The following is a 24,345-nucleotide window of genomic DNA, read 5'->3' as shown; positions in this document are numbered from 1 at the left end:
TGATGGAAAAAACCGGCACCCGCACGGGTGCCGCCTGGGGAATCCTCTTCGGCGGGCTCGCGGTCTTCGTGGCCGCCCCCGCGCTACTGCTGGCGACCGGGCACGACACGATCAAGCCGTCCGCGGATTCGGCCAAGGAGCTTTCCCTCGCGGGCGCGCTGATTCCCGCGCTGGCCGGGCTCCTGCTGATCCACGGGATCCCGCTCCACGCGCCGAGACTTCTCCCCCAGGTGCCCGACCGGCGCGCGCTGGGCAGGCAGGCGACGGCCTTGGCACTGATCGCCTTCCTGTGGCCTCTGGCGTTGTTCCTGGTTTCCCAGGCGGGACAGCACGCTCTGGTCCGCGACATCTGGGCGCTCGCGAAGCCGCTCGTGTACCTGGCGCTGCCGCTGGTTCTCCTGCGAACCCTTCGCCCACAGGGGGAACCGGATCCGTTCCGGCTCGGTTGGCTGCCCCGGCGCGCCTGGCAGTGGCTCGCGCCGATCCCGGCGGTGCTCCTGTTCGGCTGGCTCTCCGTCCTGGGACCGCTCGCGCCGCCGCTCCCCAGCGCGGAGGACTATCCCGACCCGGTGTACCTGGCGGTGGGCGCGACTCTGACCTTCTTCACCGCGAACGTCCTCGAAGAGGTGTTCTTCCGCGGCATGCTGCAAACCCGGCTGGAGGCACTTTTCGGGCGGTGGCCCGGAATCCTGCTGTCGGCCGCGCTGTTCGCGTGGCTGCACCTGCCGACGCACGGCCAGGGGTCGCTTCCGCTCACCCTCGGCGCCATCGTGGCCTTCCAAGGGTTCTTCGGTTTGTTCACCGGCTACCTGTGGTCGCGCTACCGCAACCTGTGGGCGCCGATCGCCGCGCACACCACGATGAACACCTTGCCCCTGCTGCTGATGTGACGCCGCGGGTGGGCCGCACCGACCGTGGACGGTCGTCAGTGGTGAGGACGGTCAGAACCCAATGCCACGGATAAGTCACCGGCACCGAACCCAGGGCGCGACCGTCTACAGAGGACGCCAACTGGGATCGAGGTGTCCGATTTGGTTGCTTTGCATAGTCTTACGAGAGGGTCGTGAGTGGCAAAGAGGGTTCTAACGCTCTTTGCCACTCACGACCCCTTGACGGAATCGCCTGTTCAGCCACAAATCAGACATCCAGCCAGGGATAAGTGTCCACAGTGGACACCTGGCGCTTGGTCGGCTCCCCTCGGCCAGGACGACCAAGTATCAACTCAAGTTACGTGGCATTGGGCTAGAACCGTCCTCACCACTCACGACCACCTGTACCGGCTACGCGCCGATGGTCGACGCGTCGATGACGAACCGGTAGCGCACGTCGCTGTTCTCGACCCGGTCGTAGGCCACGTTCACCTGGTCGGCCGAGATCGTCTCGATCTCCGCGCCGATCCCGTGCTCGGCGCAGAAGTCGAGCATCTCCTGGGTCTCGGCGATACCGCCGATCATCGAACCGGCGAGCACCTTGTTCCCGCCGAGCAGCGAGAAGGCGTTGTAGGACAGCGGTTCGCCGGGCGCGCCGACGTTCACCATCGCGCCGCCGACCCGCAGCATGCCGAGGTAGGAGTCGATCGGCAGCGTCGCCGAAACGGTGTTGAGGATCAGGTCGAAGCGGCCGCGCAACGTCTGGAACGTCGAGGCGTCACCGGTCGCGAAGTAGTCCTTCGCGCCCAGTTTCAAGCCGTCTTCCTGCTTCTTGAGGCTCTGGCTGAGCACGGTGACCTCGGCGCCCATGGCGACCGCGATCTTGACCGCCATGTGACCGAGTCCGCCGAGGCCGACGACGGCGACCTTCTTGCCCGGTCCGGCACCCCAGCGGTTCAGCGGGGAGTAGGTGGTGATGCCCGCGCACAAAAGCGGCGCGGCGATGTCGAGGCCTATCCCCTCCGGGATCCGGCAGACGAAACCGTCCTTCACGACGATCTGACGGCTGTAGCCGCCGTAGGTGTTCTCGCCGTCGAAGCCGACGCCGTTGTAGGTCTGGATGTTCCCCTTGAGGCAGAACTGCTCGGTGCCCGCGAGGCAGTACTCGCACTCGCCACAGGAGTCGACCATGCAGCCGACCCCGACCCGGTCCCCGACCTGGTACTTCGTCACCTCGGAGCCGACCGCGGCGACGACGCCGGCGATCTCGTGACCGGGCACCATCGGGAAGATCGCACTGCCCCAGTCCTCCTTCACCTGGTGGATGTCGCTGTGGCAGATCCCCGCGTACGCGATGTCGATCAGCACGTCGTCCGGACGCAGGTCGCGACGCTCGATGGTCGTCGGCGACAGTGCGGCGCCCGGGGACGGCGCGGCGATGGCGTGCGTGGTCGTCGTCATGAAACCCTCCGTGAAAACAGTGAGACCATGTAAGAGGTCACTTACACCTAGCGTAAGAGGGCTCTTACATATTCCGCGACCGGAACGGTGTGATCCACGACATGGGCGGCAAGTACCACCACGGCGACCTCCGCGCCGAACTAGTGCGGGTGTCGCTCGACCTGATCGCCGAGCAGGGGTTGGGCGCGTTCTCCGTCGCCGAGGTCGCCAGGCGCGCCAAGGTCAGCCCCGGCGCGCCGTACCGGCACTTCCCGGGCAAGGAGAGCCTGCTGGCCGCGATCGCGGCCGCCGTCGCGTGTCAGCTGGCCGACAAAGTGCACGACGCGATCGAGGCCGAGAGCGAGCCCGTCGCCGCCCTCGCCGCGGCCGCCGGCGCCTATACGGAGTATCTGATCGAGCGCCGGGCGGGGATGAACATCATCTACTCGGACGGCCTACAGGGACCGGAACACGCCGCGCTGCACGAACAGACCCGTCGGCTGACCGACCAGTTCGTCATGCTCTGCCTCACCGTCGCCGACCGGCCGCAGGACGGGCTCGAACTGATGGAGCAGCTGTTCACGCAGGCCCACGGCTACGGCACGTTCTACCTCGACGGGGTCTTCAAGAAACAGGGCTATTCCCCCGAAGTGGTCGTCCGGAAGTCGGTCGAGGCGGCCCGCGCCGCCATCGAGGGCCGCACGAGACCGTGACGTGTCCTTACGGCGCGACGACGGTGAACTCGATCTCGCCGGGAATCGGCGTCCCCTTGCACTTCAGAGTGGCCGTATAGGTTCCGGGCGTGGTGACGACAGTGGTATCACCGCTGAACCGGCCGAAGTTGCCGCCCCGGGTCCATTGCAGAGGCGCGGCGAACCCCGGCGAGGTCGCCGGTCCCTCGGGACCGCCCGGGCAGCCGTAGATGGTGTCCGAGCCGCCGGAGATCACCCCGCCGGGCGCCACTTCACGCGGGCCGAGCCCCCAGGACGGCGGCGCGTAGTCCAGCACGGTGAACTGCGTGGTCAAGGTCTTGCCGTCACACGTGGCCGTCGCGGTGTAGGTGCCCGGTACTCCGGAGGCAGGTCCGTTGCCCCACAGGTTTTCCCGGTCGCCGCCGACCGCGACCAGCTCGACGGGTCCGGCGAACCCGGGCGAGGTCACCGCGGAGTAGTTGTCACAGCCTCCGCCGATACCCGTACCGAAGATCTCGTTGGGCCGCACCTCGGTCGGATAGACACGCAGCGACGGCTCGGTCTCCGCCGAAGCCGCCGGTGCGACGGCCAGCCCCAGCGCCGCCACCGCCAACACCATCGTGCTCTTCTTCCCCCACATTTCGGGCCCCTCCCCGTTCGCTTCACAAGCTTGGTCCGGGACCACTTTGGCAGCACGAAAGGAGGCCCGTCTGCGTCATCTGACACAGAGGTCCTCAGACAGGGTTCAGTTCCTTCGGCGGTCGTTCGGGGCGCGCGCCGCAACCGGGCAATGGCCGTCGCAGCGGATGTGCGCCCAGACGATCTTCCCGCCGCGCACCCGCTCGCGCCGGACGCCCCACTGCACCGCCACCCCGTCGACGACGAGCAACCCGCGTCCGCGCGGGTCCTCGATCTGGGAGCAGCGCGCCCGGGGCTGCTCGACGCTGACGTCCGCGACTTCGATGCGGATCGCGCAGGGTGACACGCCTCGCCACAGCTGGATGTGGCGTGCGCCACCCCCGTGCACGTAGGCGTTGGCGACCAGTTCGGTGGCCGCCAGCAGGACGTCGTCACGATGGCCCTCGCCGAGATCCGGCAGGCATCTGACCACCCAGGCGCGCATGTCCGGCAACGCCCGTGGCGTCGTGGCTCGCAGGTCAAGCACCCAGGTCCCCGGCACCGGATGCTCCGCGATACTGATCATGGAGCCACCCTTCCCCGTTGCACGACCTCCCTGCTGAAGTCGCACAATCGAGTTACCCAGAACGCCCGCTGATCAACCCGTGTCGAATCCGACACGGCGACCAGCGGGCGTCCCTCGTCAAGCGGTGATACTCCGGAACCCGCGCAGGCGCAGGCTGTTGAACACCACGAACACCGAACTGAAGGCCATCGCGGCACCGGCGATCATCGGGTTGAGCAGGCCCGCCGCCGCGAGCGGAAGCGCGCCCACGTTGTAGGCGAAGGCCCAGAACAGGTTGCCCTTGATGGTGCGCAGGGTCCGCCGCGAAAGCCGGATCGCGTCCACCGCCGCCCGCAGGTCACCGCGGACCAGGGTCAGGTCCCCGGCCTCGATGGCGACGTCGGTGCCGGTGCCCATCGCCAGGCCGAGGTCGGCCTGGGCCAGCGCGGCCGCGTCGTTGACGCCGTCCCCGACCATCGCGACGACCTTGCCCTCGTCCTGGAGCCGCTTGACGACGTCTACCTTGTCCTTCGGCAGCACCTCGGCGATCACGCTGCCGATCCCGACCTCGGCGGCCACCGCGCGGGCGACGGCCTCGTTGTCGCCGGTCAGCAGCACCGGGGTCAGCCCCAGCTCGCGCAACCGGGAGATCGCCTCGGCGGACGACGGCTTGACGGTGTCCGCGACCACCAGGACCGCTCTCGCCTCGCCGTCCCAGCCGACCACGACCGCCGTGCGGCCGAGTTCCTCTTCCGCCGCCTTGGCTTCCGCCAGTTCGGCCGTCAGACGGTGACTCCACTGCTCCAGCAACGCGTTCCGGCCGACCAGAACCGCCGAGCCGTCGACGATCCCTTGCACACCAAGGCCTTCGAGACTGGTGAACTCCTCGACCGCCGGAAGCTCCCCGGTGCGTTCCCGGGCCGCGCGGGCGATGGCCTGCGCGATCGGGTGCTCCGACGCGTTCTCGAGCGCGCCCGCCAGACGCAACGTCGTCTCCTCGTCGACACCGTCGGCGACGTGGACCGCCACCAGCGACATCTGGCCCGTGGTCACGGTGCCGGTCTTGTCCAGGACGACCGTGTCGACGGCGCGGGTCGATTCCAGCACTTCCGGGCCCTTGATCAGGATCCCGAGCTGCGCGCCCCGGCCGGTGCCCACGAGCAGCGCGGTCGGGGTCGCCAGGCCGAGGGCGCACGGGCAGGCGATGATCAGCACGGCCACCGCCGCGGTGAACGCGGCCGCGACCGAACCGCCGGTGCCGAGCCAGAACATCAGCGTGCCGACGGCGAGTGCGATCACGATCGGCACGAAGACCGCCGACACCCGGTCCGCGAGTCGTTGCACCTGTGCTTTTCCGGTCTGGGCCGTCTCGACGAGTTTCGCCATCTGCGCCAGCTGTGTGTCGGCGCCGACCCGGGTCGCGCGGACGACGAGCCTGCCGCCCGCGTTGACCGTCGCACCCGCCACCGTGTCACCGGGGACGACCTCGACCGGGACGCTCTCACCGGTGAGCATGCTCGCGTCGACCGCCGACGCGCCTTCGGTGATCACGCCGTCGGTCGCGATCTTCTCCCCCGGCCGCACCACGAATTCCTCGCCCGCCGCGAGTTCGCCGATCGGGACACGGATTTCCTCGCCGTCGCGGAGCACCGCGACGTCCTTCGCGCCGAGTTCGAGCAGAGCACGCAGCGCCGCGCCCGCCCGCCGCTTGGACCGGGCTTCGAAGTAACGTCCGGCGAGGATGAACGTCGTGACCCCGGCGGCGACTTCGAGGTAGATGTTGCCGTCGCCCGCCATCCGCTGGACGGTGAGTTCGAAGGGGTGCGTCATCCCCGGCGTCCCGGCGGTGCCGAACAGCAAGGCGTACAACGACCACAGGAACGCGGCGAGCGTGCCCATCGAGATCAGCGTGTCCATCGTGGCCGCGCCGTGGCGCAGATTCGTCCACGCCGCCTTGTGGAACGGCCACGCCGCCCACACCAGCACCGGCGCGGCCAGCGTCAGCGAGATCCACTGCCAGTAGGTGAACTGGAGCGCGGGCACCATCGCGAGCACGATCACCGGCACGGACAGCACCGCGGAACCGAGCAGCCGCTGCCGCAACGGAGCGATCGGGTCGATCTCTTCCGCTACGGCTTCTTCCTTTTGCACCGCGGGCAAGGCGGCCGAGTACCCGGCCGCCTCGACCTGTTCGATCAGCAGCCGCGGCTCGATTTCGGCCGGGTAGCTGACCTTCGCCTTCTCCGTGGCGTAGTTGACCGTCGCGGTGACACCGTCGAGTTTGTTCAGCTTCCGCTCGATGCGCATGGCGCACGAGGCACAGGTCATCCCGGTGATCGCGAGTTCGACTTCGGCGTCGGCCACCCGCGCGGTTTCGGTGCTCATCGGTGGCTCCCTTCCCCGGTCGCGACGGTGAATTCGGCGGTGCGGACCTTGCCTTCGTGCTGGAAGTCCAGGAACAGCCGGTAGGTGCCGTCCGTCGGGACCTCGGCGAAGAAGGTGACCGCGGGACCGGCCACGGTCCGGCCGTCACCGGGTTCACCGTCCGGATGGACGTGCAGGTAGGCGAGGTCGCCGCCGCGCAGCGCGACCAAGTGCCCGTAAGCACCCAGGTACGGCTGGAGATCGGTGACCGCACGACCGTTCTTGGTGACGGTGAGCGTCACTTTCGACGACGCGCCCGGCTTGAGGTCCCCGTCGAGGTGGACCTGGTAGCCGTCCACCTCCGCGACGTGCGAGGGACGGTACTCGGCGGGCCGGAAGTCACCGCCGGCGAAGAGGTCCGCACCTAAGGTCGTCGCCTCGCCACCGCCGGGCTTGAAGTCGGCGAAGACGCGGTAGACCCCGGCGTCGCCGACGGCCAGCGGAACGGTCCAGGTGCCGTCGTCGCCGAGTTCGGGGTGGATGTGCTGGAAACCGGCGGTGTCGCGGCGGACGACGATGAGGTGCATCCGCTTTTCGTGTTCGACGTCGTAGGCGGTCACCGGCGCGCCGTCGGCACCGAGGATCCGGAAGGTGAAGGGAGCCGTCTTCCCGGGGGTGAGCGTCGTGGAGGTGGGCGTGAGGGTGTAGCCGCCCCTGGTCGACGCGAGCCCGGCGGGTTCGTGGTCCTGTTTGCCGTGCGCCGCTTCCGCGACGGTGCCGCCGTGGGTGTCCGAGTGTCCGGTGTCCTCACCACCGGGCACCCCGGCGGCGCCGGGATGCGGACCGACAGCGGTGCCGGTCGCCCAGCCGCCACCGGCGACCAGGGCGAGAACCACACCGTAGGCGGAGAGCTTCGCTGCTGTGTTCATCGTGCAAGTCCTTAGTGCGGGTGCCACCCGCGATCGTGGAGCCGCTCAAGCGGTCAGCTGGTATCCGGCTTCTTCGACGGCGGCGCGCACTTCGGCGGCCGCGGGTTCACGGGAACCGGTGACGGTCACCGCGCCGGTGGGCAGATCGACCCGGACGTCGGTGACGCCGTCGATCTTGGCGACCTCTTCGGTGACCGAAGTCGCGCAGTGGCCGCAGGTCATGCCGGTGACGGTGTAAGTCGTTTCGCTCATGACCTCAACGTACATACCCCAGGGGGGTACCGCAAGGACATGCAGTTACCCCCGTAGGGTATCGTGGGTCACATACCCCTGAGGGGTAGCCTCGCGATCAGTCGCGCACCCTGTCCGCCGTCCGCCACCCGGAGCGATCCGCCGTGCCGGACGGCGATGTCGCGGGCGAGCGTGAGCCCGAGGCCGGTACCACCCGCGTCCCGTGCGCGGGCGTCGTCGAGCCGGGCGAAACGGTCGAAGACACGCTCACGATCGGCGGCGGGGATGCCGGGGCCGTCGTCGATCACTTCGAGGACCGCCTCCCCCGCCTCCCGCCGCAGCCGCACGGTGACCGACGAACGCGCGTGCCGCACCGCGTTGTCGAGCAGGTTCCGCAGCAGGCGTTCCAGCTGGACGGGTTCGCCGGGCACCGGCGCCGGACCGTCCACATCGGACACTATGGCGGGCCCGGGTTCGAGCGCGCGCTCGGCGACCTGCTCCCCCACCACGTCGGCGAGGTCGACGACGCCTTCCGGAGCCGGGACTTCGGCCGGGTCGACGGCCAGCTGGAGCAGATCCGCGGTGATGCGTTGCAGCCGCTGGATGTCGAGCAGCGACCGCCGGGCGACGGCGGGCCAATCCGCGCGATCGGCGTGGGTGAGCGCGACCTCCAGCCCGGTGCGGAGGTTCGCGAGCGGGCTGCGCAGTTCGTGACTGGCGTCGGCGACGAACCGTTCTTGCTGGTCGTAGGCCCGCTGAAGCCTGTCGAGGGTCGCGTTCGTGGTGGTGGCCAGCCGGGCGACCTCGTCACGGGACGGGGGCACCGGCACGCGGCGGTCGAGCCTGCTCCCGCTGACCTCGGCCAGTTCCCGGCGGATCGCCTCCACCGGCCGCAGCGCCCGGCCCGCCGCGAGCCACGCGGCCAGCGCGGTGATCAGCACCGCGAGCGGGATGAAGAACCGCAGGGTGCCGTCGAAGGTGCCCAGCATCCGGAGCGTTTCCCACGGCAGTACGAACAGGTAGACAGTGAGCCGTCGCCCATCGCTGTCGATCACCTTTCCCACCACGGTGTATTCGCGATACTCACGCCACTGTGGATGGTCGCCGGGTTTCAGAGTGGCCTTGGTGGTGATCGTCCAGTCCGCGGCCGCACCGGCGGGCGCGGGCGGCAACGGCGTCCACGCGGGATCCCAGCGGCGGAGGTTCTCGCTGCTGGCGAACGACCGCCCGGAATCGTCGACCACCTCGAACAGGGCGTCACCGCTGGGCGGCTCCGGCTGCCCGGCCCGGTAGGTGTCGGCCAGCCTGTCCAGCTGGGCTCGCGTCGCGCTCACGGCGCTGCCCGCGAGCTGCCTGCTCAACAGCTCGCGGGTACCCAGCCAGCCGAGGGTGAACACGATCGCGCAGAGCAGCGCCGCCGAAAGCGCGGTGCTCCGCCGCACCGACGAAGGCCACCAGCCGGTCATTCGGTCACCAGCCGATAGCCGGCGCCGCGTACGGTCGCGATGGTGTGCCGCCCGAACGGCGCGTCCAGTTTGCGCCGCAGCGCGCTCACGTAGACCTCGACGATGTTGGGATCGCCCCGGTAGGCCAGATCCCAGACCTGGTCGAGGATGTCCCGTTTCGTCACCAGCTGCCCGCCGTGCCGCAGCAGGCATTCGAGGACGGCGAACTCCTTGGTGGTCAACGAGACCGGCGTCCCCGCGCGGCGGCAGGTCCGCTTCGCCGGGTCGAGCACGAGGTCGCCGAACTCCAGCACGCCCGCCGAGCCCGCCGCGCCCCGCCGGGTGAGCGCCCGCAGCCGCGCGGTGAGCACGACGTACGAGAACGGCTTGCTCAGGTAGTCGTCGGCACCGGTGTCGAGCGCCTCGGCTTCGTCGTACTCGCCGTTCTTCGCCGTCAGCATGAGGATCGGGGTGGTCACCCCGCGTTCCCGCAGCGCCGCGCAGACGCGGTAGCCGTTGAGCTTCGGGAGCATGATGTCCAGGACGATTACCTGATACGGGTATAGCTGCGCGAGTTCGAGGCCTTCGAGACCGTCGTGGGCCAGGTCGACGGCGTAACCGTCGGCCTCGAGTCCCCATTGGAGGGTCTCGGCCAACCGCATTTCGTCTTCCACCACGAGCACGCGCATGAGTCGATCCTCCCAGATCGCCGTCGACGTTCCTGAAGCGTTCTTCAGGTTGTTTCAGGAACCGTTCAGGTGCTCCTCGCCATGATCGAAGAATGAACACAATGGACGGTCCCGCCGCGGGCGCGATCGATGTCTCGAAGGTCTACGGCAGGGGCGACACGGCGGTGCGGGCGCTGGATCGCGTGTCGCTGGACTTCCCGCGTGGCCGGTTCACCGCGATCATGGGCCCGTCGGGTTCGGGGAAATCGACTCTCATGCACTGCCTCGCGGGGCTCGACACCGTCGACAGTGGACGAGTCCACATCGGACGAACGGAGATCACCGGCCTGTCCGACGCCGAGTTGACCAGGCTCCGCCGTGACCGGGTCGGCTTCGTCTTCCAGTCGTTCAACTTGCTGCCGACCATGAACGCCGAGGAGAACATCCTGCTCGGGCTCCGGCTCGCGGGCCGCCGCCCGGATCCGGCGTGGTTCGACACCGTCGTCGCCACCCTGGGGTTGCGGCAGCGTCTGAAGCACAAACCGGGTGAGCTCTCCGGCGGCCAGCAGCAGCGGGTGGCCTGCGCCCGCGCGCTCGTCGGCAGGCCGGACGTCGTGTTCGCCGACGAGCCCACCGGCAGCCTCGATTCGCGGTCCGGCGCCGAGGTGCTCGACTTCCTGCGCACGTCGGTCCGCGAACTGGGCCAGACGGTGGTGATGGTGACCCACGACCCGGTCGCGGCCTCGTACACCGACCACGGGGTGCTGCTGGCCGACGGCCGGATCGCCGCGCGGATCCCCCGGCCGACCACCGACGCCGTCCTCGGCGCGCTCACCGGTCTGGGGGCGTGATGCTGCGAACCGTGCTCGCCGGGCTCAAGGCCCGGCCGCTGCGGCTGCTGCTGTCGGCCGTCGCCGTCACCCTGGGCGTGACCTTCGTGGCCGGTTCCTTCGTGCTCACGGACGCCGTCGGCGCGGGACTGCGGGAAGCCGTCGCCTACCAGACTCGCGGCGTGGACGCCTCGATCAGGGCCAAGCGGGGTGCCGACCTCGACGACACGACCCTGGCTGCGGTCCGGCGAGTACCGGGAGTCGCCGCCGCCGAGGGCCGGGCCACCGTCGGCTCGCCGGTGCTCGGCCCGGACGGACGTCCGCGAGACGCCGCAGCGACCGCTTCGAGCACCGACGAAAGACTGCGCCCGTACGACCTCGCGGACGGCCGTTTCCCCGCTGCCGCCGGGGAAGTCGCCATGGAGAAGAACAGCGTCGAAGGCTTCGCGCTGGGCGGTCCCGTGACCGTGCTGGACGAAACAGGTGGCCGTCACACCCTGACGCTGGTCGGCACGTTCAGCCGCCCGGGCGACGCGGGGCTGGGCGGGGCGACGCTGGTGGTACCGCCGGAAACGCTGAGGCAGCTGGCCCTCAAGGCGATGTTCGGCGAGATCGTCGTGCGCGCCTCGCCCGACGCGGACAAGGCCCAGCTCGTCGCGGACCTGAAGAAGACACCGGGTGTCTCGGTGAGCACGGGGAAAGAGGCCGCCGCCCAGCTGCTGAGGGAGACAGCGCCGAACACCGCCGGACTGGCGAAGTTCTTCACCGCCTTCGCCGTCCTCGCCATGGTGGTGGCCGCGATGGTGATCACCAACTCCTTCACCATCCTCGTGGCCCAGCGATCGCGCGAACTGGCGTTGCTGCGCTGCGTCGGCGCCGGAAAACGACAGATCTTCGGCAGTGTGCTCATCGAGGCGGCCGTGGTGGGCGCGATCGCGTCCGCGGCCGGGTTGTTCGGCGGGCTGGGTGTCGCCGCCGCGCTGCAGGCCGTCGCGGGTCAGGAGACCGTGTACCTCCCGTTGACGACGCGGACCGTCGTCGCCGCCCTCGCGATCGGGATCCTGGTGACCGCGCTCGCGGCGTCGATCCCGGCGTGGTCCGCGACCAGGGTCGCGCCGATCGAAGCGCTCCGGACGCCCACCGAAGCCAAACGCGCCGGGCGGCTCAGGGCCGTCTTCGCGATGATCCTGCTCGCCGCGGGCGTCGGCTCCGGCGTGGTTGCTCTTCAGTCCACAGTGGAGGATGGTGCCGCTCTCGCCATGGTGGCCATGGTCGCGCTGCTCGGTGCGACGCTGGCGGCCGGACCGCTGGTGGCGGGACCTGTCGTCCGCGTGCTCGGCTCGCTCGTCCCGGGGCAGCCCGCCGACCTGGCCGCGCTCAACGCCGACCGCAACCCCAAACGCACCGCCGCCAGCGCCGCCGCGCTCACCATCGGCCTCGCCGTCGTCGCACTCGCGACCACCGTGGCGGCCGGCGTCGAAGCGGGCCGGAGCCAAGGGCTGGACGAGCAGCTGGCGGCCGACTTCACCGTCACCTCGGCGGTGTCGAGCAGGCCGCTCCCCGCCACCCTCGCGGACACCCTCGCCGCGGTGCCCGGCGTGACCGCCACCGCGACGCGCCGCTCGTTCAGCGGCGACCTCGGCGAATACGGCACGTTCCAGCTGACCGCCGTCAGCGGCGACCTCCTGCGCCCGACCGTGCTCTCGGGGAGCCTCGGCCGGCTCGGCCCCGGCCAGATCGCCATCGGCAAGGAGCTCGCCGACCAGACCGGGCTCGCCGTCGGCGACACCGTGCGTTCGTTGCGCGTGGTGGCGGTCTACGACAGCGTGGACGCGCCGGGCGTCGACCTGGGCTTCGCGCTCGTCGATCTCGCGGAGCAGGGGAAGCTCGCCATGAACGGGGAAAGCTACGACGGGAGCGTTCTCGTCAAGGCCGCTGATCCCGGGCAGGTCCGGTCGTCGCTGGAGCAGGCCCTGTCCGGTACGCCGATCGCGAAGCTGAGCAGTCTCCAGGAACTCAAAGAGGAGGCAGCCGAGCCGCTGCGGGCGACGCTGAATCTCCTGTGGGCGTTGACCGCGCTCGCGGTGCTGATCGCTTTCGCCGGGATCGCGAACACGCTTTCGCTGTCTGTCCTGGAGCGAACGCGGGAATCGGCGCTGCTGCGCGCCCTCGGCGTCACGCGCGGCGGGCTCGGTGCGGCGCTGACCACGGAGTCGGTGTTCGTCGCGGTTCTCGGCGCCGCGTGCGGGCTGTTCGTCGGGATCGCGTCCGCGTGGCTGATCACCGAGGTGGCGTCGAGCGGCGGTGAGCCGATCGTGTTCGCGCCGCCTTGGGGGCGGTTGGGGGTCCTGGTGGCGGCGGCCCTGGTCGCGGCTCCGCTGGCGGCTTTGGTCCCGGCGCGACGGTCGGGACGGGCTCCTGTCGCGGCAGGCCTTGCCGCTGACTGAGGACGCAACACCGAACTCGCGTGATCAGACACGGAACTCGCGTGATCAGAGGCGTGACTCGCGTGCTTGAAGACGGAACTCACGTGTGCGGAGTCTGATCACGCGAGTTACGGCTTCACGCACGCGAGTCACGGCTTCAAGCACGCGAGTTACGACTTCAAGCACGCGAGTTCCGTCTTCGGGATCGCTCAAGCCAGTCGCAGTTCCCGCCCCGGCAAGGATCGCCGCCGGTCCGTCACCAGGATCATGGCCAGCGTCCCGATCCCCAGCCACACCACCAGCTGCACGATCCCCGACGTCAGCCCGTCGGTCCCCGTCAGCAACGACCGCAAAGCGACCAGGGCGCCATTCGTCGGCAGAATCCCCAGCACGGTCCCGAAAATCCCGGGCACGGTCGAAACCAGTGAAGCGCCGACGGTGAAGACGAGGATCGCGAGAGCGGCGAAGCGGCCGGGGCGTTTGAAGATCGCCACCAGGGCTTGGTTGACCACGGTGAACGTTCCGGCAGCGAGGACGAGCAGCACCAGCAGGGTCATCGCCTTGCCGAAGCTCAGCCCGAGGAATGCCCAGAACACACCGGTCAGGATCAGGGCGGTCAGCACCGCGAGCGTCGCGCCGGGGATGGCCGCGGCGAGGATGATCCGCCAGCTCGGTTCGCGGGTGGTGAGCACGCTCGGCGGCACCGCCTGGATCACCTGGTACGTCGCCAGCGCGCACACCCACAGTGCCAGCACGAGAATCAGCGCCACCGCGCCTTCACCGAACGAGCCCGAGCCCGCCGTGTCGGTGATCGCGGGGGTGGCGGCGACCTGTTTGAGGTGGTCGCGTTCCGCCTGGGAGTAGTCGGGTACCTTGCCTCGGCCGTCGTTGAGGCCCTTGGCCAGCTCCGACGCGCCCGATTCGGCGCGCCGGCTGCCGTCGGCGGCCGCGCGGGCGCCGGTGGCGAGCTCACCCGCGCCGGTGGACAGGGTGGTCGCGCCGCCCGCCAGCTGACCGGAGCCGTCGGCGAGCTGCCGCGCGCCGGAATCGGCTTGTTTGACACCGGCGTCGAGTTTCCGCGCGCCGTCGGCCGCCGAGCCGATGCCGCCCGCCAGGTCCTTCGACTTGTCCGCGAGCTGCTTGTTCCCGTCGGCGACCTTCTGCGAGCCCGCCGAGAGGTCTTGCACCGCCTTTTTCGTCTGCACGACGGCGTCGCGGATTTCGGCGCGTTTGCCGTCGAGGATCTCGGCGTCGGCCGTGAACTTGTCCGAGGCAGCCTTCAGATCGGCACAGAACTTGGTGTCACCACTGCACTTCTGCGCGAGTTCGGCGAACTTGCGCGCCGAATCGCCCGCCGTCGGCAGCGCGTCGATGATCCGGACGACCTTGTCCGCCAACGGTGAGATCTCGTCGGCCAGCTGCTTGTTGCCGTTCGCGACCTGCTGCGCCCCGTCGGCCAGTTCCCTGGTCAGCCGGGGCAGCTGGGCGGTGTCCTTCTCGGCCTGGGTCAGCCCCGAAGACAACTGGCCGGACCCGGTCGCGAGCTGCCCGGTGCCGTTCGCGAGCTTGCGAGCCCCGTCCGCCAGTTGTCCGGCGGCGCCGCTGAGTTTTCCGGCCCCACCGGCGAGTTCCCCGGCACCGGAGGCGAGTTTCCCGGTGCCGTCGGACAGCTCCCGCAGCCCCACGACGAGCTGGTCGCTGCCGTCGGCCGCGGTCACCAGCTGCTGATGGATCGAGGAGAACCCGATGTACAGATTGTCCACATAGGTCTCGACGATCTGCCGGTTGAGCGCGGTGAGCGTCGCGTTCGCGACCTCCCGGCTGGCCACCGGATCGACGAGGCCGGTGCGCTGCGACGTTTCGACGCGCATGATCGCCTGCTTCGCGTCGAGCGGCTTTCCCGACGTCGACGTGGCCTGTGCGGAGAAGTTCGGCGGAATGGTCACGACCGCGGAATACGTCCCGTCCGAGATGCCTTCCTTGGCGTCCTCGGCGTCGGTGAGCACCCAGGTGTACGCGGAATCCTCGCCGTGCACGAGGTTCCCGGCCAGTTCACGGCCGAGCGGGATCAGCTGCCCGTTCACCGTGACCGGCTCGTCGGTGTTGACCACGGCGGCCTTGGCGGCGCCGTGGTTGTCGTCGGGCGAGAAGAACGCCCACGCCAGCCCGAGCGCGACGATCACCGGCACGAGCACGATCCCGAGCCAGGTCTTCCAGGTCAGCGGGCCGAAGGCGGTCGCACGGGCGGAGCCGGTGAAGAAGCGGGACATCAGCGGACCTCGGCGGGGACGGGAGCGGGCGCCATGGCGAGGCCCGCGACGGCGGTGGTGGGCAGCAGATCCCGCACGATGGCGAGGCTCTGGCAGGACACGGCGAAAGTCGCGGCCCTGCTCGCGAACGCCGCTCTCAGCGCGGCGCGCTGAGCGGTGGCGACGACGGTGTCCAGATCGTCGACGAAGACGAGTCCGACGCCGTCCTCGATCGCGCGCCGGACCTCGCCGGCGGGATCGTCGGTTTCCTTGCAGGCGACGAAGGCGGCGTTCCGGCGGACGGCGTGCGCGTGCTGCGGCAGTACCCGGCCGAGCACCTTCAGATCGCCGAGGACATGCGGGACACGACCGGCGAGCGCGTACAGCAGGGCGCTCTTGCCAGCCGGACCGGAACCGTGCACGGCGAGGATCTCCCCCGGGCCGATGTGCAGGTCGACGTCGCGGAAGAGGGTGCGGCCGCGGTCGTCGTCGACACGGAGCCCGGCGGCGCTGATCACCTCGGACGAGCCGGGCTCCGGCCAGTCGGCGAGCCGGAGTTCGTGGACGAGACCGTCGCCCTCGGCGTCGAACACCGGCAGTTTGCGGTCCAGCCACGGCGGCAGGCCCCAGGCACGCGGGCCCAGCAACGCGAGGATCGCCGGGACGAGCGTCATCCGCACGAGGAACGCGTCCACGAACACCCCGACGGCGAGGCTGAACGCGATCGGCTTGATCGTCGCGCTGCCGTCGGGGACGAAGGCGGCGAACACGCCCAGCATGATCACCGCCGCCGCGGTCACGACTCTCGACGCCGACACGAAACCGGTCTCGATCGCCTGGTGCGCGTCGCCGTGATGGACGTAGTCCTCGCGGATCCGGGACACGAGAAAGACTTCGTAGTCCATGGCGAGCCCGAAAAGGACACCCATAAGGATGATCGGCAGGAAGCTGATCACGCTGCCGGTGCGGGTCACGCCCAGCGCGTCGGCCAGATGCCCCTGCCCGAACACGAACGACGTCGCCCCGAAAGCGGCACCGATCGAGAGCAGATAGCCGAAGGTGGCCTTGAGCGGGACCAGGATCGAGCGGAACACCATCGCCAGCAGCACCAGGGAGAGCCCGACGACCAGGATGCCGAACGGCAGCAGCGCGTCGCCGAGTTGCGCGGACACGTCGATGCCGACGGCGGTGAACCCGGTGACCGCGGTCTGCACGCCGTAGCGGTCCTTGAACTGGCCTTCCATCGACCGCAGCCGTTCGACCAGTTCGTCGGTCGCCTCGTCGTAGGCGCCGGTCGTGGGCACGACCTGGATGATCGCGGTGTCGCCCTTGGGGTTCGGCGTTGCGAGCGGGACGACGGCGACACCGGGGACCTCGCGGATGTCGTCGGCGATGCCGTTGGTGATCCCGACCGGGTCGGTGGTCGACAGGATGTCCGCGGTGACGACCAGCGGGCCGTTGAAACCGGGCCCGAAATGCTCGGCGACGACGTCGTAGGCGACTCGGGCCGGGGTGCCGTCCTCGTCGGTTCCGTTGTCCGGCAAGGCGAGACGGAGGTCCAGCGCGGGGATCGACGCCACCGCGAGCACACCGACGATCAACGCGATCGTCACCCAGGGCGACTTGGTGGCGAGCCGGACCCAGCGCAGGCTGAACCGCGCCTTCTTCTTGCGCTTGACCTTGCGCGGCTTCTTGGGCCGCAGCCGTTCACCGGCGAACGCCAGCAGCGCGGGGATGAGGGTGATGGCCACGATCACCGCGACGGCCACCCCTCCGGCCGCCGCGACACCCATCACGGTCAGGAACGGGATCCCGGCGACGAACAGGCCCAGCAGCGCGATCACCACGGTGAGCCCGGCGAAGATGACGGCGGACCCGGCGGTCGCGGTCGCCCTGGCGATGGACTCCTCGACTTCGAGTCCTTCGGCGAGCTGGTCGCGATGCCGGGAAAGCAGGAAGAGCGCGTAGTCGATGCCGACGGCGAGGCCGAGCATGACCGCGAGCATCGGCGCCGTGGAAGACACCGTCGCCACCGAGGTCGCCGCGTAGACCAGCGCCACCGACACCCCGACGCCGAGGATCGCCGTCAGCAGGGGCATTCCCGCCGCGATGAACGAACCGAACACCATCAGCAGCACCACGAGCGCGATGACGAGCCCGATCCCCTCGGTGGGGCTGAGCTTGGGCACCTTGTCCGAGAAGGCGTCGCCGCCGGTGAGCACCTCGGTGCCGTGACCGATCCGGTTCTCCATGTCCTGCGCGATCCCGGCGAGCGCGGTCCGCGTCGACGGCTGGATGTCGGCCAGCCCGACGTCGAGTTGCACGGTGACCAGCGCGGCGCGGCCGTCCTTGGACACGGCGTCGTGCACGGCCGCGTCGAAGGGGTTCACCACCGTCGAGACCTGCGGTGCCGCGGTCAGGTCGGGCACCTCCGCGGCGACGGCGTCGCGCACGGCGGCCGAATCGGCCCGCTCTCCTTCGGGAACGAGCACGACCAGCTGCGCCGAGGTGCCGCTCACCTGCGGGAAGACCCGGCCGAGATGGTCGAGCGCCTCTTGGGACTCCGAACCGGGGATCGCGAACGTGTCGTCGGTGCCCTGACCGAACAGCAGCGCCGCCCCGCCCGCGACACACAACACGACCAGCCACAACGCGGTGACCAGTACCCGTCCGCGAGCGGCCAGCCTGCCGAGGCGGTAGAGGAATGACGACACGATCGGCTCCCGGCACTCGTTGGATACATGGCGTATCGTAATGCACTCTGTATCCGATTCACGATGTATCCTGTCCCACAGCCGGGTGAACCGGGGGCGTACGAAAGAATGGCGAGATGACCGAGGAGCGGGGCGCCACCATGACCAGGCGCCGGGCGGACACCCGCCGACGGCTGATCGACGCGGCGTACGAGGCCTTCTCCGAGCACGGCATCCGGGACACGCCGGTCGAGCTGATCTGCGAGCGCGCCGGCTTCACCCGCGGCGCCTTCTACTCGAACTTCAGCTCGAAGGAAGACCTGTTCCTCGCTTTGTTCCAGGAAGAGACCGAGGTCCGGCTCAAACGCTTCCACGACGCCACGGAGAGCGTGCTCGGCGAGGTGGACGTCCGCGCGGACGAAGACCTCTCCCCCACCCTCGGGCGGATCGCGGACCTGTTCATGGTCGCGCTCAGCGCGGACAAGAACTGGTACCTGTTGTGCGCGGAGTTCCGCACCCAGGGCCTGCGACAGCCGGAGATCCGCGACCGGATCGGCGCGGCGTTCCGGTACTTCCACGCCGAACTCGGCAAGGTCCTCGTCGGCGCGCTCGACCGGATGGGCCGGGAACTGACGATCTCACCGGACGACGCGGTGCTCGTGCTGATTGCCCTGTACGAACAGGGTTTGCAGAACTACCTGCTGGAGGGCAGCGAACTCCCCGCCGACGGCCGGTTCGTCAGCGAGCTGATCCCGAAGGTGATGGCCTCACTCATCGTCCCCGCGCGAAGCTGATTCGACCCAAGCTTCGCGAGTGGTGAGTCTCTTGACCGCACTTCCCACTCACGACCACCCCGAGGCCGTTGATCGAGACCAACTCAGCTCAGTAGGTCAGGCGGTTTCGTGTGTTTGGAGGGACGACACGCGTGTCGTCCATCCAGTCACGCGTGTCGTCCATCGGATCACGCGTGCCGTCCAACCGATCACGCCGCGGTGGGACCTCGTCCCAGGTCTCGTGAGTGGCGTTTCGGGTTAGAACACGAAACGCCACTCACGACCAACTCGACCCAACGCGTTCCGGCAGCACAGGCGTTTCATCGGGATTTCATGACTCCGACCTACCGTCCGGGCACGGATCCGCACCGGCGGACCGGAAATTCCCCGAGGAGACGTGCATGAGCCCGGCCGGCCGGACCCCGTACAACATGGTGACGCCCCGGGACGACGCGCCGAGTCCCGGGGAACGGGACGGACTCGTCGGACCGGGCTGGAGCTGGGCCGCGTTCTTCACCCCGTGGGAAGACGGCCGCCCGGCGCCGAAGTACCGGTGGACTCTCTTCGACACCGCCGCCCACGCCGTCGAAGACCTCCGCCGCTGCCTCGACGACGGCAGTGTCGGCAGGCGCGGCGCCCTCTGCTCGTCCGTGCTCCGCAAGCGCGGCGCGCCCAGGGAACTGGTGCTGTGCGACGCCGCGGACTGGGCTTACGTCGTCCATGAAGTCCGGGCCGGGACTCACCTTGCCGACGCCGCCGACGCCTACTTCGCGCGCCGTCGCCAGGACATGGCGGGGCACCGCTTCACGATCATCAACGCCGGCGTGCCGACTGTCTGGTGAGGTCCAGACCTTCGAGCGCGAGGGCGCGTTGCTGGGAGTCCCCGTCGGATCCGATGGCGGTGAGCACCCATTCGAAATGCTCCCGCGCCGCGACCGGATCGCCCGCGGCGAGATGGGTGCGACCGAGCCGGTTGCGGATCTCGGACTCCATCCCGACGATCGTCTCCTCGGTGACCGCCGTCAGCGCCCGCCGCTGGAGTTCGAACGCCGCGTCGAGATTCCCGAGCTCCAGTTCCGCGGCGCCGAGCCGGACCAGGCTGGTCGCGGTCAGCAGGCCGTCCGTGGTCTCCTCCGCGAGCTCGACGGACCGGCGGAGATCGAGCGCGGCCTCGGCGAACCTGCCGATCTCGAGCCGTACGGTTCCGCTGTGGCACAGGACCCTCGCCAGCATCCCGGGGCTGCCGATCTCCTCGCCCAGGTCGCGGGCTCGGGCGAGATGGGTGAGCGCGTCCTCGTGCTCACCTCTCAAGTAGGCGAGATAGCCGAGCGCCGACAGCGCCCGCTCGGCGAGCCAGCTGTCCCCGACCTCCTCCGCCAGGACCATCACCCGGCCCATCCCGGGTATCGCGCGTTCGTGATGCCCCTCGATCAGGTCCGCCATGGTGAGCCCGCCCAGCGCCCGCGCCTCCACGCCGCGGTCACCCGAGGCCTGACCCGCCCGCAGCGCGTCGTCGAACCAGCCTCTCGCCCGGTCCAGCTGCCCTTGCATGGCGTAGGCGTAGCCGAGGCAGAACCGCAGCGACGAGATCAGGCGTTCGTCCTCGGCCCGTTCGGCCAGCGGCAGCGCGACCTGCAACGCCGTCCGGCATTCGTGGTAGCGCTGCTGGCGCGCGAGATAGTCGACCAGTCCCTCCGCGATCGAACACGCGAGGTCGTCCAGCCCGGCTTCGGCGGCTTGGGTGACCACATCGGGCAGGTCACCGGCGGCATCCAGCCAGGCGGAAGCATCACGCTGCCCGGAAAACGGCCCTCGGCCGGACTCGACCGGGAACCGCGCGACACCCCACTCGCTCGCTCGGCGGACGGCACTGACGTACAGCCCGTACACCCGTTCCCGCGCGGCTCCGGCGGCCTCCTCGGGCATCTCCCCGGCGAGCCGGCGGGCGTAGACCGCCACCAGGTCGTGCAACCGGTACCGGCCGCTCGCCGGTTCCTGCACGAGGCTCGCGTCGACGAGACTTTCCAGCCGGCGCTCGGCTTCGGCGGGCGAACAGTCCAGCAGGGCGGCGACCGAGAGCCGGTCGAATTCGGGCGTCGGCGTCAGTCCGAGCACGCTGAACGCGGTCTGCTCGGCGGGCCGCAGCTGCTCGTACGACAGGCGCAGCGCCACCTCGACGCTGCGGTCCTCGGCGGTCAGTTCGCCGAGCCGCCGCTCGTCGTCCGACATCCGGTCCACCAGATCCTTGAACGTCCACATCGGACGGTTCTGCAGCCGGGCCCCCGCGATCCTCAGCGCGAGCGGCAACCGCCCGCACAACCCGGCGAGCGCGCGGACGGCGAACCGCTCCCCTTCGGCCCTCGGCGCGCCCACTATCCGGCCGAGCAGCTTCTCCGCCGCTTCGAGTCCCAGCGCGCCAAGGGAAACGCGGCGGTCGGCGTCCAAACCGGACAGACGACGGCGGCTGGTCACCAGCACGCGGCTGCCCGGGCCGGACGGCAGCAGCGGCCGCACCTGCCCGGCGGACTCGGCGTTGTCGAGCACCAGCAGCAACCGCAGGTTCGCGGTCGCCGCCCGCCACGACGCGGCCAGCTCGTCGAGATCGTCAGGCATGACGCCGTCTTCGACACCGACAGCGCGCAGCAACCGCCGCAGCGCGCGTTCCGGCGTCACCGGCTCCCGGCCTTCGGTGTAACCGTGCAGATTTACGAACAACGCACCGTCCGGATAGGACTCGCGAAGCCGGTGTGCCGCGCGCACGGCGAGCGTGGTCTTCCCGGCACCGGGGACGCCGTCGACGGCGTCGACCGAGACCGCCTCGGGATCACCTTCCTCGGCGAGCAACGCGAGTTCGCGGTCCCTGCCGACGAGTTCGCCGTTGGTGGCGGGCAGTTCGTTGCGGACGCGGCGCGTCGTCTCCCGGCGCTGCGTGACGCCGAGCTGCGCGTCGTCCCCTCGCAACACCGCTTCCTGCACCTGCCGCAGCTCCTCGCCCGGCTCGACGCCGAGCTGCTCCACCAGCCGCTCGCGGACGTCGGTGAACACCTCCAGCGCCTCCGCCTGGCGTCCGCCGCCGTAAAGCGCGCGCATCAGCAGCGCGGCCAGCGGCTCGCTCGGCGGATCCGCCGACACCAGCGCCGACAGCTCACCGATCACCTCGTCGAACCGGCCGAGTTTCAGCTGGGCCCGCAGTTTCCGGCGCAGCAACAGAAGCCTGCGCTCTTCCAGCCGTCGGCGCTCACCCTGGACGAACGCGCCGGGCAGTCCCGTCAGCGGCTCGCCGTGGAACAACCGGAGCGCGTCGGCGAAGGTGTTCACCGCGGTGACGAGATCACCCGACTCCTCGGCGGCGGCCGCGACGACCGCGACCTCTTCCAGCCGCGCCACGTCCAGCCGGACTCCACCGCTGGCGAAGCGGTAGCCGCCGCGATCGGACACGATCACCGAGTCACGCGGCTTCTCCCCGGAGGTGTCCAGGCATTGCCGCAACCGCCGGACGTACACCGGCAGCACGTTCGACTCCGGTGGCTTTTCCCAGAGCCCGTCGGTGAGTTCGTAATGGCTGACGGTCACGTCCGGGCGCAGCAGCAAAGCGGCCAGCACGGCCTGCTGCCGGACCGGACCGAGGTCCAGCCGTTTCTCCCCGTGCCAGGCCCGCAACGGGCCGAGCACCTCGAACCGAAGCCGCGAGTCGGACATGATCCCCCCGTCGTCGATCATCAGCCCGGCACCACGATCCCGTTGTCGAACGCGTAGACGATCGCCGCCGCCCGGTCCCGCAACCCGAGTTTGGTGAAGATCCGGCCGATGTGGCTTTTCACGGTCACCTCCGAAATGACGAGTGCGGCGGCGATCTCGGCGTTGGTCAGCCCGCGGCCGATCGCGCGGAGCACGTCCTGTTCCCTCGGTGTCAGCAGTTCGGGCGAACGTCCGCCGCTGCCGTTCCCGGCGGCCTGCCGGTAGGCGACGAGCACCCGGCCGGTGACCCCCGGGTCGAGCCAGGCGTCGCCCCCGGCGACCGCCCGCACGGCGCGGATCAGGTCTTCGGCGGGCGAATCCTTGAGGACGTAGCCCGCCGCGCCCGCCCGCAGCGCGTCGGCCAGGAGGTTGTCGTCGTCGAAAGTGGTGAGCGCGAGCACCGGCGGATGGCCCGCCGTGCGCCGCAGCCGCCTGGTCGCCTCGACCCCGCCGACGTTCTTCATCCGCAGGTCCATCACGATGACGTCGACCTCGTGCGCGGCCAGCGCCTCGGGCACTTCCGAACCGTCGCCGCATTCCCCCGCGATGACGAACCCGTCGCGGCGCCGCAGGATGCGCCGCAGCCCCGACCGGACCAGCTCCTGATCGTCGACCAGCAGCACCTGGATCTCGGCGGCGGCGGTCATGACTTGGCCCCCGGCACGGTGACCTGCACGATCCACTGCCTGCCCTGGGGCCCGGCGCTGAGGTCGGCGCCGAGCTGGGCCGCGCGGACGGCCATCCCCGCCAGTCCCGAGCCATCCTCGGCGGTGCCGCGGACGGCGCCGGCGAGCGTGTTGCTGACGATGAGCCGCACACCCGAGCGACCGGCGTCCAGCCGGACCTCCGCGTTCGCGCCGGGGGCGTGCTTGACGACGTTGACCAGTGATTCCTGCACGATCCGGTAGAGGCCCAATCCTTCCGAGGCGCCTACCCGGCCGAGGTCGCCTTCCTGTGTATAGCGCACCGCCAGTCCGGCGACCCGCGTGCGTTCCACCAGCGTCGCGATGTCCTCCACGCCCGGCAGCGGCGCGCTGCCCGACGGGGTGTCGGCGAGCAGGCCGACCGTGCGGCGGATGTCGGCCATCGCGGCCCGTCCCACCTGCTCGGCCTCGGTGAGCGCTTCGATCGCCTCGTCGACGTCGCGATCCTGCTGGAGCGCGTGGCGGGCCCCGGTCAGGTGCAGCAGCGTGATGCTGAGCGAATGGCCGACGACGTCGTGCACCTCGCGCGCGATCCGCTGGCGTTCGGCCAGCAGGGCCTTTTCCCGGTACGCGTCACGGTTGTCGCGTTCGGCGTCCAGCACCCTGGTGTACCAGCGGACCATGAGCCCGCCGCTGAGCCCCAGCAGGATCGCGACCATGTACACCGGGCCGCCGACCAGCCCGCCCCAGATCCCCGCCACGACCAGCACCAGCTCGCCCACGACGGTGACGACGACGATCCCCCACGTCGTCCGCAGGACACTCGCCGCTTCGGTCGCCGCGACCAGCAGCAGCAACGGCGCGAAGTCCGGGAGCACGGGCTCGATGAGCAGGACCGAGGCGGCGGTGATCAGCGCCGCCATCCGCACCCACGGCATGATCCAGTCGGTGACCACCCAGATCACCGACGGCGCGATCACGATCAGCCCGGCCAGCGCGATCGGCTCGGGCGGCAGCAGGGCGTCCCGCTGCACCAGCGCGACCGCCGTGAACACGAAGCTCACCGCGCTGGCGCACAACGCCCCCCACCAGGGCAGGCTCAGTCCGGCCCGGGTGAGACTGACCTGCACCCGTGCCCGGAACCGGTCCCGCAAGATCTCCAGCACGCCTC

19 protein-coding genes are annotated in these 24,345 nt (G+C 70.0%); 6 read left to right on the top strand and 13 right to left on the bottom strand.

Going from position 1 to position 24,345, the window contains the following annotated elements; all coding sequences use genetic code 11:
• The first annotated feature begins 2 nt into the window (after positions 1 to 2).
• Positions 3 to 890: a CPBP family intramembrane glutamic endopeptidase gene (locus tag CFP71_RS00575; protein ID WP_244199511.1), complete on the top strand. Its 888-nt coding sequence runs from the start codon at positions 3 to 5 to the stop codon at positions 888 to 890.
• Between the two features lie 390 nt (positions 891 to 1,280).
• Here CFP71_RS00575 and CFP71_RS00570 read toward each other — a convergent pair whose 3' ends face one another.
• A complete protein-coding gene (locus CFP71_RS00570) occupies positions 1,281 to 2,330 on the bottom strand; it encodes an NAD(P)-dependent alcohol dehydrogenase (protein ID WP_093931839.1) in 1,050 nt (349 codons plus the stop codon).
• Between the two features lie 89 nt (positions 2,331 to 2,419).
• Here CFP71_RS00570 and CFP71_RS00565 point away from each other — a divergent pair, with 89 nt between their 5' ends.
• Positions 2,420 to 3,022, top strand: a complete 603-nt coding sequence (locus tag CFP71_RS00565; protein WP_093931838.1) for a TetR/AcrR family transcriptional regulator — start codon at positions 2,420 to 2,422, stop codon at positions 3,020 to 3,022.
• A gap of 7 nt (positions 3,023 to 3,029) precedes the next feature.
• Here the strand turns inward: CFP71_RS00565 and CFP71_RS00560 are convergent, their stop codons facing one another.
• The 7 genes from CFP71_RS00560 to CFP71_RS00530 all read right to left on the bottom strand — a co-directional run bounded on the left by CFP71_RS00560 (position 3,030) and on the right by CFP71_RS00530 (position 9,842).
• Positions 3,030 to 3,620, bottom strand: a complete 591-nt coding sequence (locus CFP71_RS00560) for a hypothetical protein (RefSeq protein ID WP_143267003.1) — start codon at positions 3,618 to 3,620, stop codon at positions 3,030 to 3,032.
• A gap of 126 nt (positions 3,621 to 3,746) precedes the next feature.
• On the bottom strand, positions 3,747 to 4,205 hold the full coding sequence (locus CFP71_RS00555; RefSeq protein ID WP_093931836.1) for an ATP-binding protein: 459 nt from the start codon (positions 4,203 to 4,205) through the stop codon (positions 3,747 to 3,749).
• Between the two features lie 117 nt (positions 4,206 to 4,322).
• On the bottom strand, positions 4,323 to 6,569 hold the full coding sequence (locus tag CFP71_RS00550; protein WP_093931835.1) for a heavy metal translocating P-type ATPase: 2,247 nt from the start codon (positions 6,567 to 6,569) through the stop codon (positions 4,323 to 4,325).
• On the bottom strand, positions 6,566 to 7,477 hold the full coding sequence (locus CFP71_RS00545) for a hypothetical protein (RefSeq protein WP_093931834.1): 912 nt from the start codon (positions 7,475 to 7,477) through the stop codon (positions 6,566 to 6,568). Before CFP71_RS00545 ends, CFP71_RS00550 begins: the two co-directional genes overlap by 4 nt.
• Positions 7,478 to 7,522: 45 nt before the next feature.
• A complete protein-coding gene (locus tag CFP71_RS00540; protein WP_093931833.1) occupies positions 7,523 to 7,729 on the bottom strand; it encodes a heavy-metal-associated domain-containing protein in 207 nt (68 codons plus the stop codon).
• Between the two features lie 68 nt (positions 7,730 to 7,797).
• Positions 7,798 to 9,174 carry a sensor histidine kinase gene (locus tag CFP71_RS00535; RefSeq protein WP_093931832.1) on the bottom strand — a complete coding sequence of 459 codons (1,377 nt, stop codon included), beginning with the start codon at positions 9,172 to 9,174 and terminating at the stop codon, positions 7,798 to 7,800.
• A complete protein-coding gene (locus tag CFP71_RS00530; RefSeq protein WP_039916328.1) occupies positions 9,171 to 9,842 on the bottom strand; it encodes a response regulator transcription factor in 672 nt (223 codons plus the stop codon). The genes CFP71_RS00535 and CFP71_RS00530 overlap by 4 nt, the downstream gene beginning before the upstream one ends.
• Positions 9,843 to 9,943: 101 nt before the next feature.
• Here CFP71_RS00530 and CFP71_RS00525 point away from each other — a divergent pair, with 101 nt between their 5' ends.
• Both CFP71_RS00525 and CFP71_RS00520 read left to right on the top strand, forming a co-directional pair.
• Positions 9,944 to 10,672, top strand: coding sequence for an ABC transporter ATP-binding protein (locus CFP71_RS00525; RefSeq protein WP_093931831.1), 729 nt, complete (start codon positions 9,944 to 9,946; stop codon positions 10,670 to 10,672).
• Positions 10,672 to 13,098: an ABC transporter permease gene (locus CFP71_RS00520; protein ID WP_093931830.1), complete on the top strand. Its 2,427-nt coding sequence runs from the start codon at positions 10,672 to 10,674 to the stop codon at positions 13,096 to 13,098. Before CFP71_RS00525 ends, CFP71_RS00520 begins: the two co-directional genes overlap by 1 nt.
• A gap of 188 nt (positions 13,099 to 13,286) precedes the next feature.
• Here the strand turns inward: CFP71_RS00520 and CFP71_RS00515 are convergent, their stop codons facing one another.
• Entirely contained in the window at positions 13,287 to 15,347 is a 2,061-nt protein-coding gene (locus CFP71_RS00515) for a YhgE/Pip domain-containing protein (protein WP_093931829.1), read from the bottom strand.
• On the bottom strand, positions 15,347 to 18,040 hold the full coding sequence (locus CFP71_RS00510; protein WP_093931828.1) for an MMPL family transporter: 2,694 nt from the start codon (positions 18,038 to 18,040) through the stop codon (positions 15,347 to 15,349). The genes CFP71_RS00515 and CFP71_RS00510 overlap by 1 nt, the downstream gene beginning before the upstream one ends.
• A gap of 116 nt (positions 18,041 to 18,156) precedes the next feature.
• On the opposite strand from CFP71_RS00510, the gene CFP71_RS00505 reads away from it, so the two are divergent.
• Positions 18,157 to 18,813, top strand: coding sequence for a TetR/AcrR family transcriptional regulator (locus CFP71_RS00505; protein WP_093931827.1), 657 nt, complete (start codon positions 18,157 to 18,159; stop codon positions 18,811 to 18,813).
• A gap of 380 nt (positions 18,814 to 19,193) precedes the next feature.
• Positions 19,194 to 19,634 (top strand): hypothetical protein, encoded by a 441-nt coding sequence (locus CFP71_RS00500; RefSeq protein ID WP_093931826.1) that lies wholly within the window; start codon positions 19,194 to 19,196, stop codon positions 19,632 to 19,634.
• Here CFP71_RS00500 and CFP71_RS00495 read toward each other — a convergent pair.
• From CFP71_RS00495 to CFP71_RS00485, 3 genes are read right to left on the bottom strand one after another with little or no spacing between them, the layout of a single operon-like run.
• Positions 19,606 to 22,512: an AfsR/SARP family transcriptional regulator gene (locus tag CFP71_RS00495; protein ID WP_093931825.1), complete on the bottom strand. Its 2,907-nt coding sequence runs from the start codon at positions 22,510 to 22,512 to the stop codon at positions 19,606 to 19,608. The genes CFP71_RS00500 and CFP71_RS00495 overlap by 29 nt on opposite strands.
• Complete coding sequence (locus CFP71_RS00490) at positions 22,512 to 23,177, bottom strand: response regulator transcription factor (RefSeq protein ID WP_093931824.1); 666 nt, start codon at positions 23,175 to 23,177, stop codon at positions 22,512 to 22,514. The genes CFP71_RS00495 and CFP71_RS00490 overlap by 1 nt, the downstream gene beginning before the upstream one ends.
• Positions 23,174 to 24,340: a sensor histidine kinase gene (locus CFP71_RS00485; protein WP_093931823.1), complete on the bottom strand. Its 1,167-nt coding sequence runs from the start codon at positions 24,338 to 24,340 to the stop codon at positions 23,174 to 23,176. The genes CFP71_RS00490 and CFP71_RS00485 overlap by 4 nt, the downstream gene beginning before the upstream one ends.
• Positions 24,341 to 24,345 lie beyond the last annotated feature (5 nt).

This window comes from Amycolatopsis thailandensis (assembly GCF_002234405.1).
GTDB classification, from domain to species: Bacteria; Actinomycetota; Actinomycetes; order Mycobacteriales; family Pseudonocardiaceae; genus Amycolatopsis; species Amycolatopsis thailandensis.
Note: the sequence above shows the minus strand (reverse complement) of the source record. Positions and strands in the feature narration are given on the sequence as shown.

Coding starts and splice junctions, on each gene's coding strand:
- CFP71_RS00490 (WP_093931824.1), bottom strand. CDS start 23,177: ATGACCGCCGCCGCCGAGATCCAGGTGCTGCTGGTCGACGATCAGGAG.
- CFP71_RS00555 (WP_093931836.1), bottom strand. CDS start 4,205: ATGATCAGTATCGCGGAGCATCCGGTGCCGGGGACCTGGGTGCTTGAC.
- CFP71_RS00570 (WP_093931839.1), bottom strand. CDS start 2,330: ATGACGACGACCACGCACGCCATCGCCGCGCCGTCCCCGGGCGCCGCA.
- CFP71_RS00535 (WP_093931832.1), bottom strand. CDS start 9,174: ATGACCGGCTGGTGGCCTTCGTCGGTGCGGCGGAGCACCGCGCTTTCG.
- CFP71_RS00525 (WP_093931831.1), top strand. CDS start 9,944: ATGGACGGTCCCGCCGCGGGCGCGATCGATGTCTCGAAGGTCTACGGC.
- CFP71_RS00495 (WP_093931825.1), bottom strand. CDS start 22,512: ATGATCGACGACGGGGGGATCATGTCCGACTCGCGGCTTCGGTTCGAG.
- CFP71_RS00530 (WP_039916328.1), bottom strand. CDS start 9,842: ATGCGCGTGCTCGTGGTGGAAGACGAAATGCGGTTGGCCGAGACCCTC.
- CFP71_RS00515 (WP_093931829.1), bottom strand. CDS start 15,347: ATGTCCCGCTTCTTCACCGGCTCCGCCCGTGCGACCGCCTTCGGCCCG.
- CFP71_RS00545 (WP_093931834.1), bottom strand. CDS start 7,477: ATGAACACAGCAGCGAAGCTCTCCGCCTACGGTGTGGTTCTCGCCCTG.
- CFP71_RS00520 (WP_093931830.1), top strand. CDS start 10,672: ATGCTGCGAACCGTGCTCGCCGGGCTCAAGGCCCGGCCGCTGCGGCTG.
- CFP71_RS00560 (WP_143267003.1), bottom strand. CDS start 3,620: ATGGTGTTGGCGGTGGCGGCGCTGGGGCTGGCCGTCGCACCGGCGGCT.
- CFP71_RS00550 (WP_093931835.1), bottom strand. CDS start 6,569: ATGAGCACCGAAACCGCGCGGGTGGCCGACGCCGAAGTCGAACTCGCG.
- CFP71_RS00500 (WP_093931826.1), top strand. CDS start 19,194: ATGAGCCCGGCCGGCCGGACCCCGTACAACATGGTGACGCCCCGGGAC.
- CFP71_RS00505 (WP_093931827.1), top strand. CDS start 18,157: ATGACCGAGGAGCGGGGCGCCACCATGACCAGGCGCCGGGCGGACACC.
- CFP71_RS00540 (WP_093931833.1), bottom strand. CDS start 7,729: ATGAGCGAAACGACTTACACCGTCACCGGCATGACCTGCGGCCACTGC.
- CFP71_RS00575 (WP_244199511.1), top strand. CDS start 3: ATGGAAAAAACCGGCACCCGCACGGGTGCCGCCTGGGGAATCCTCTTC.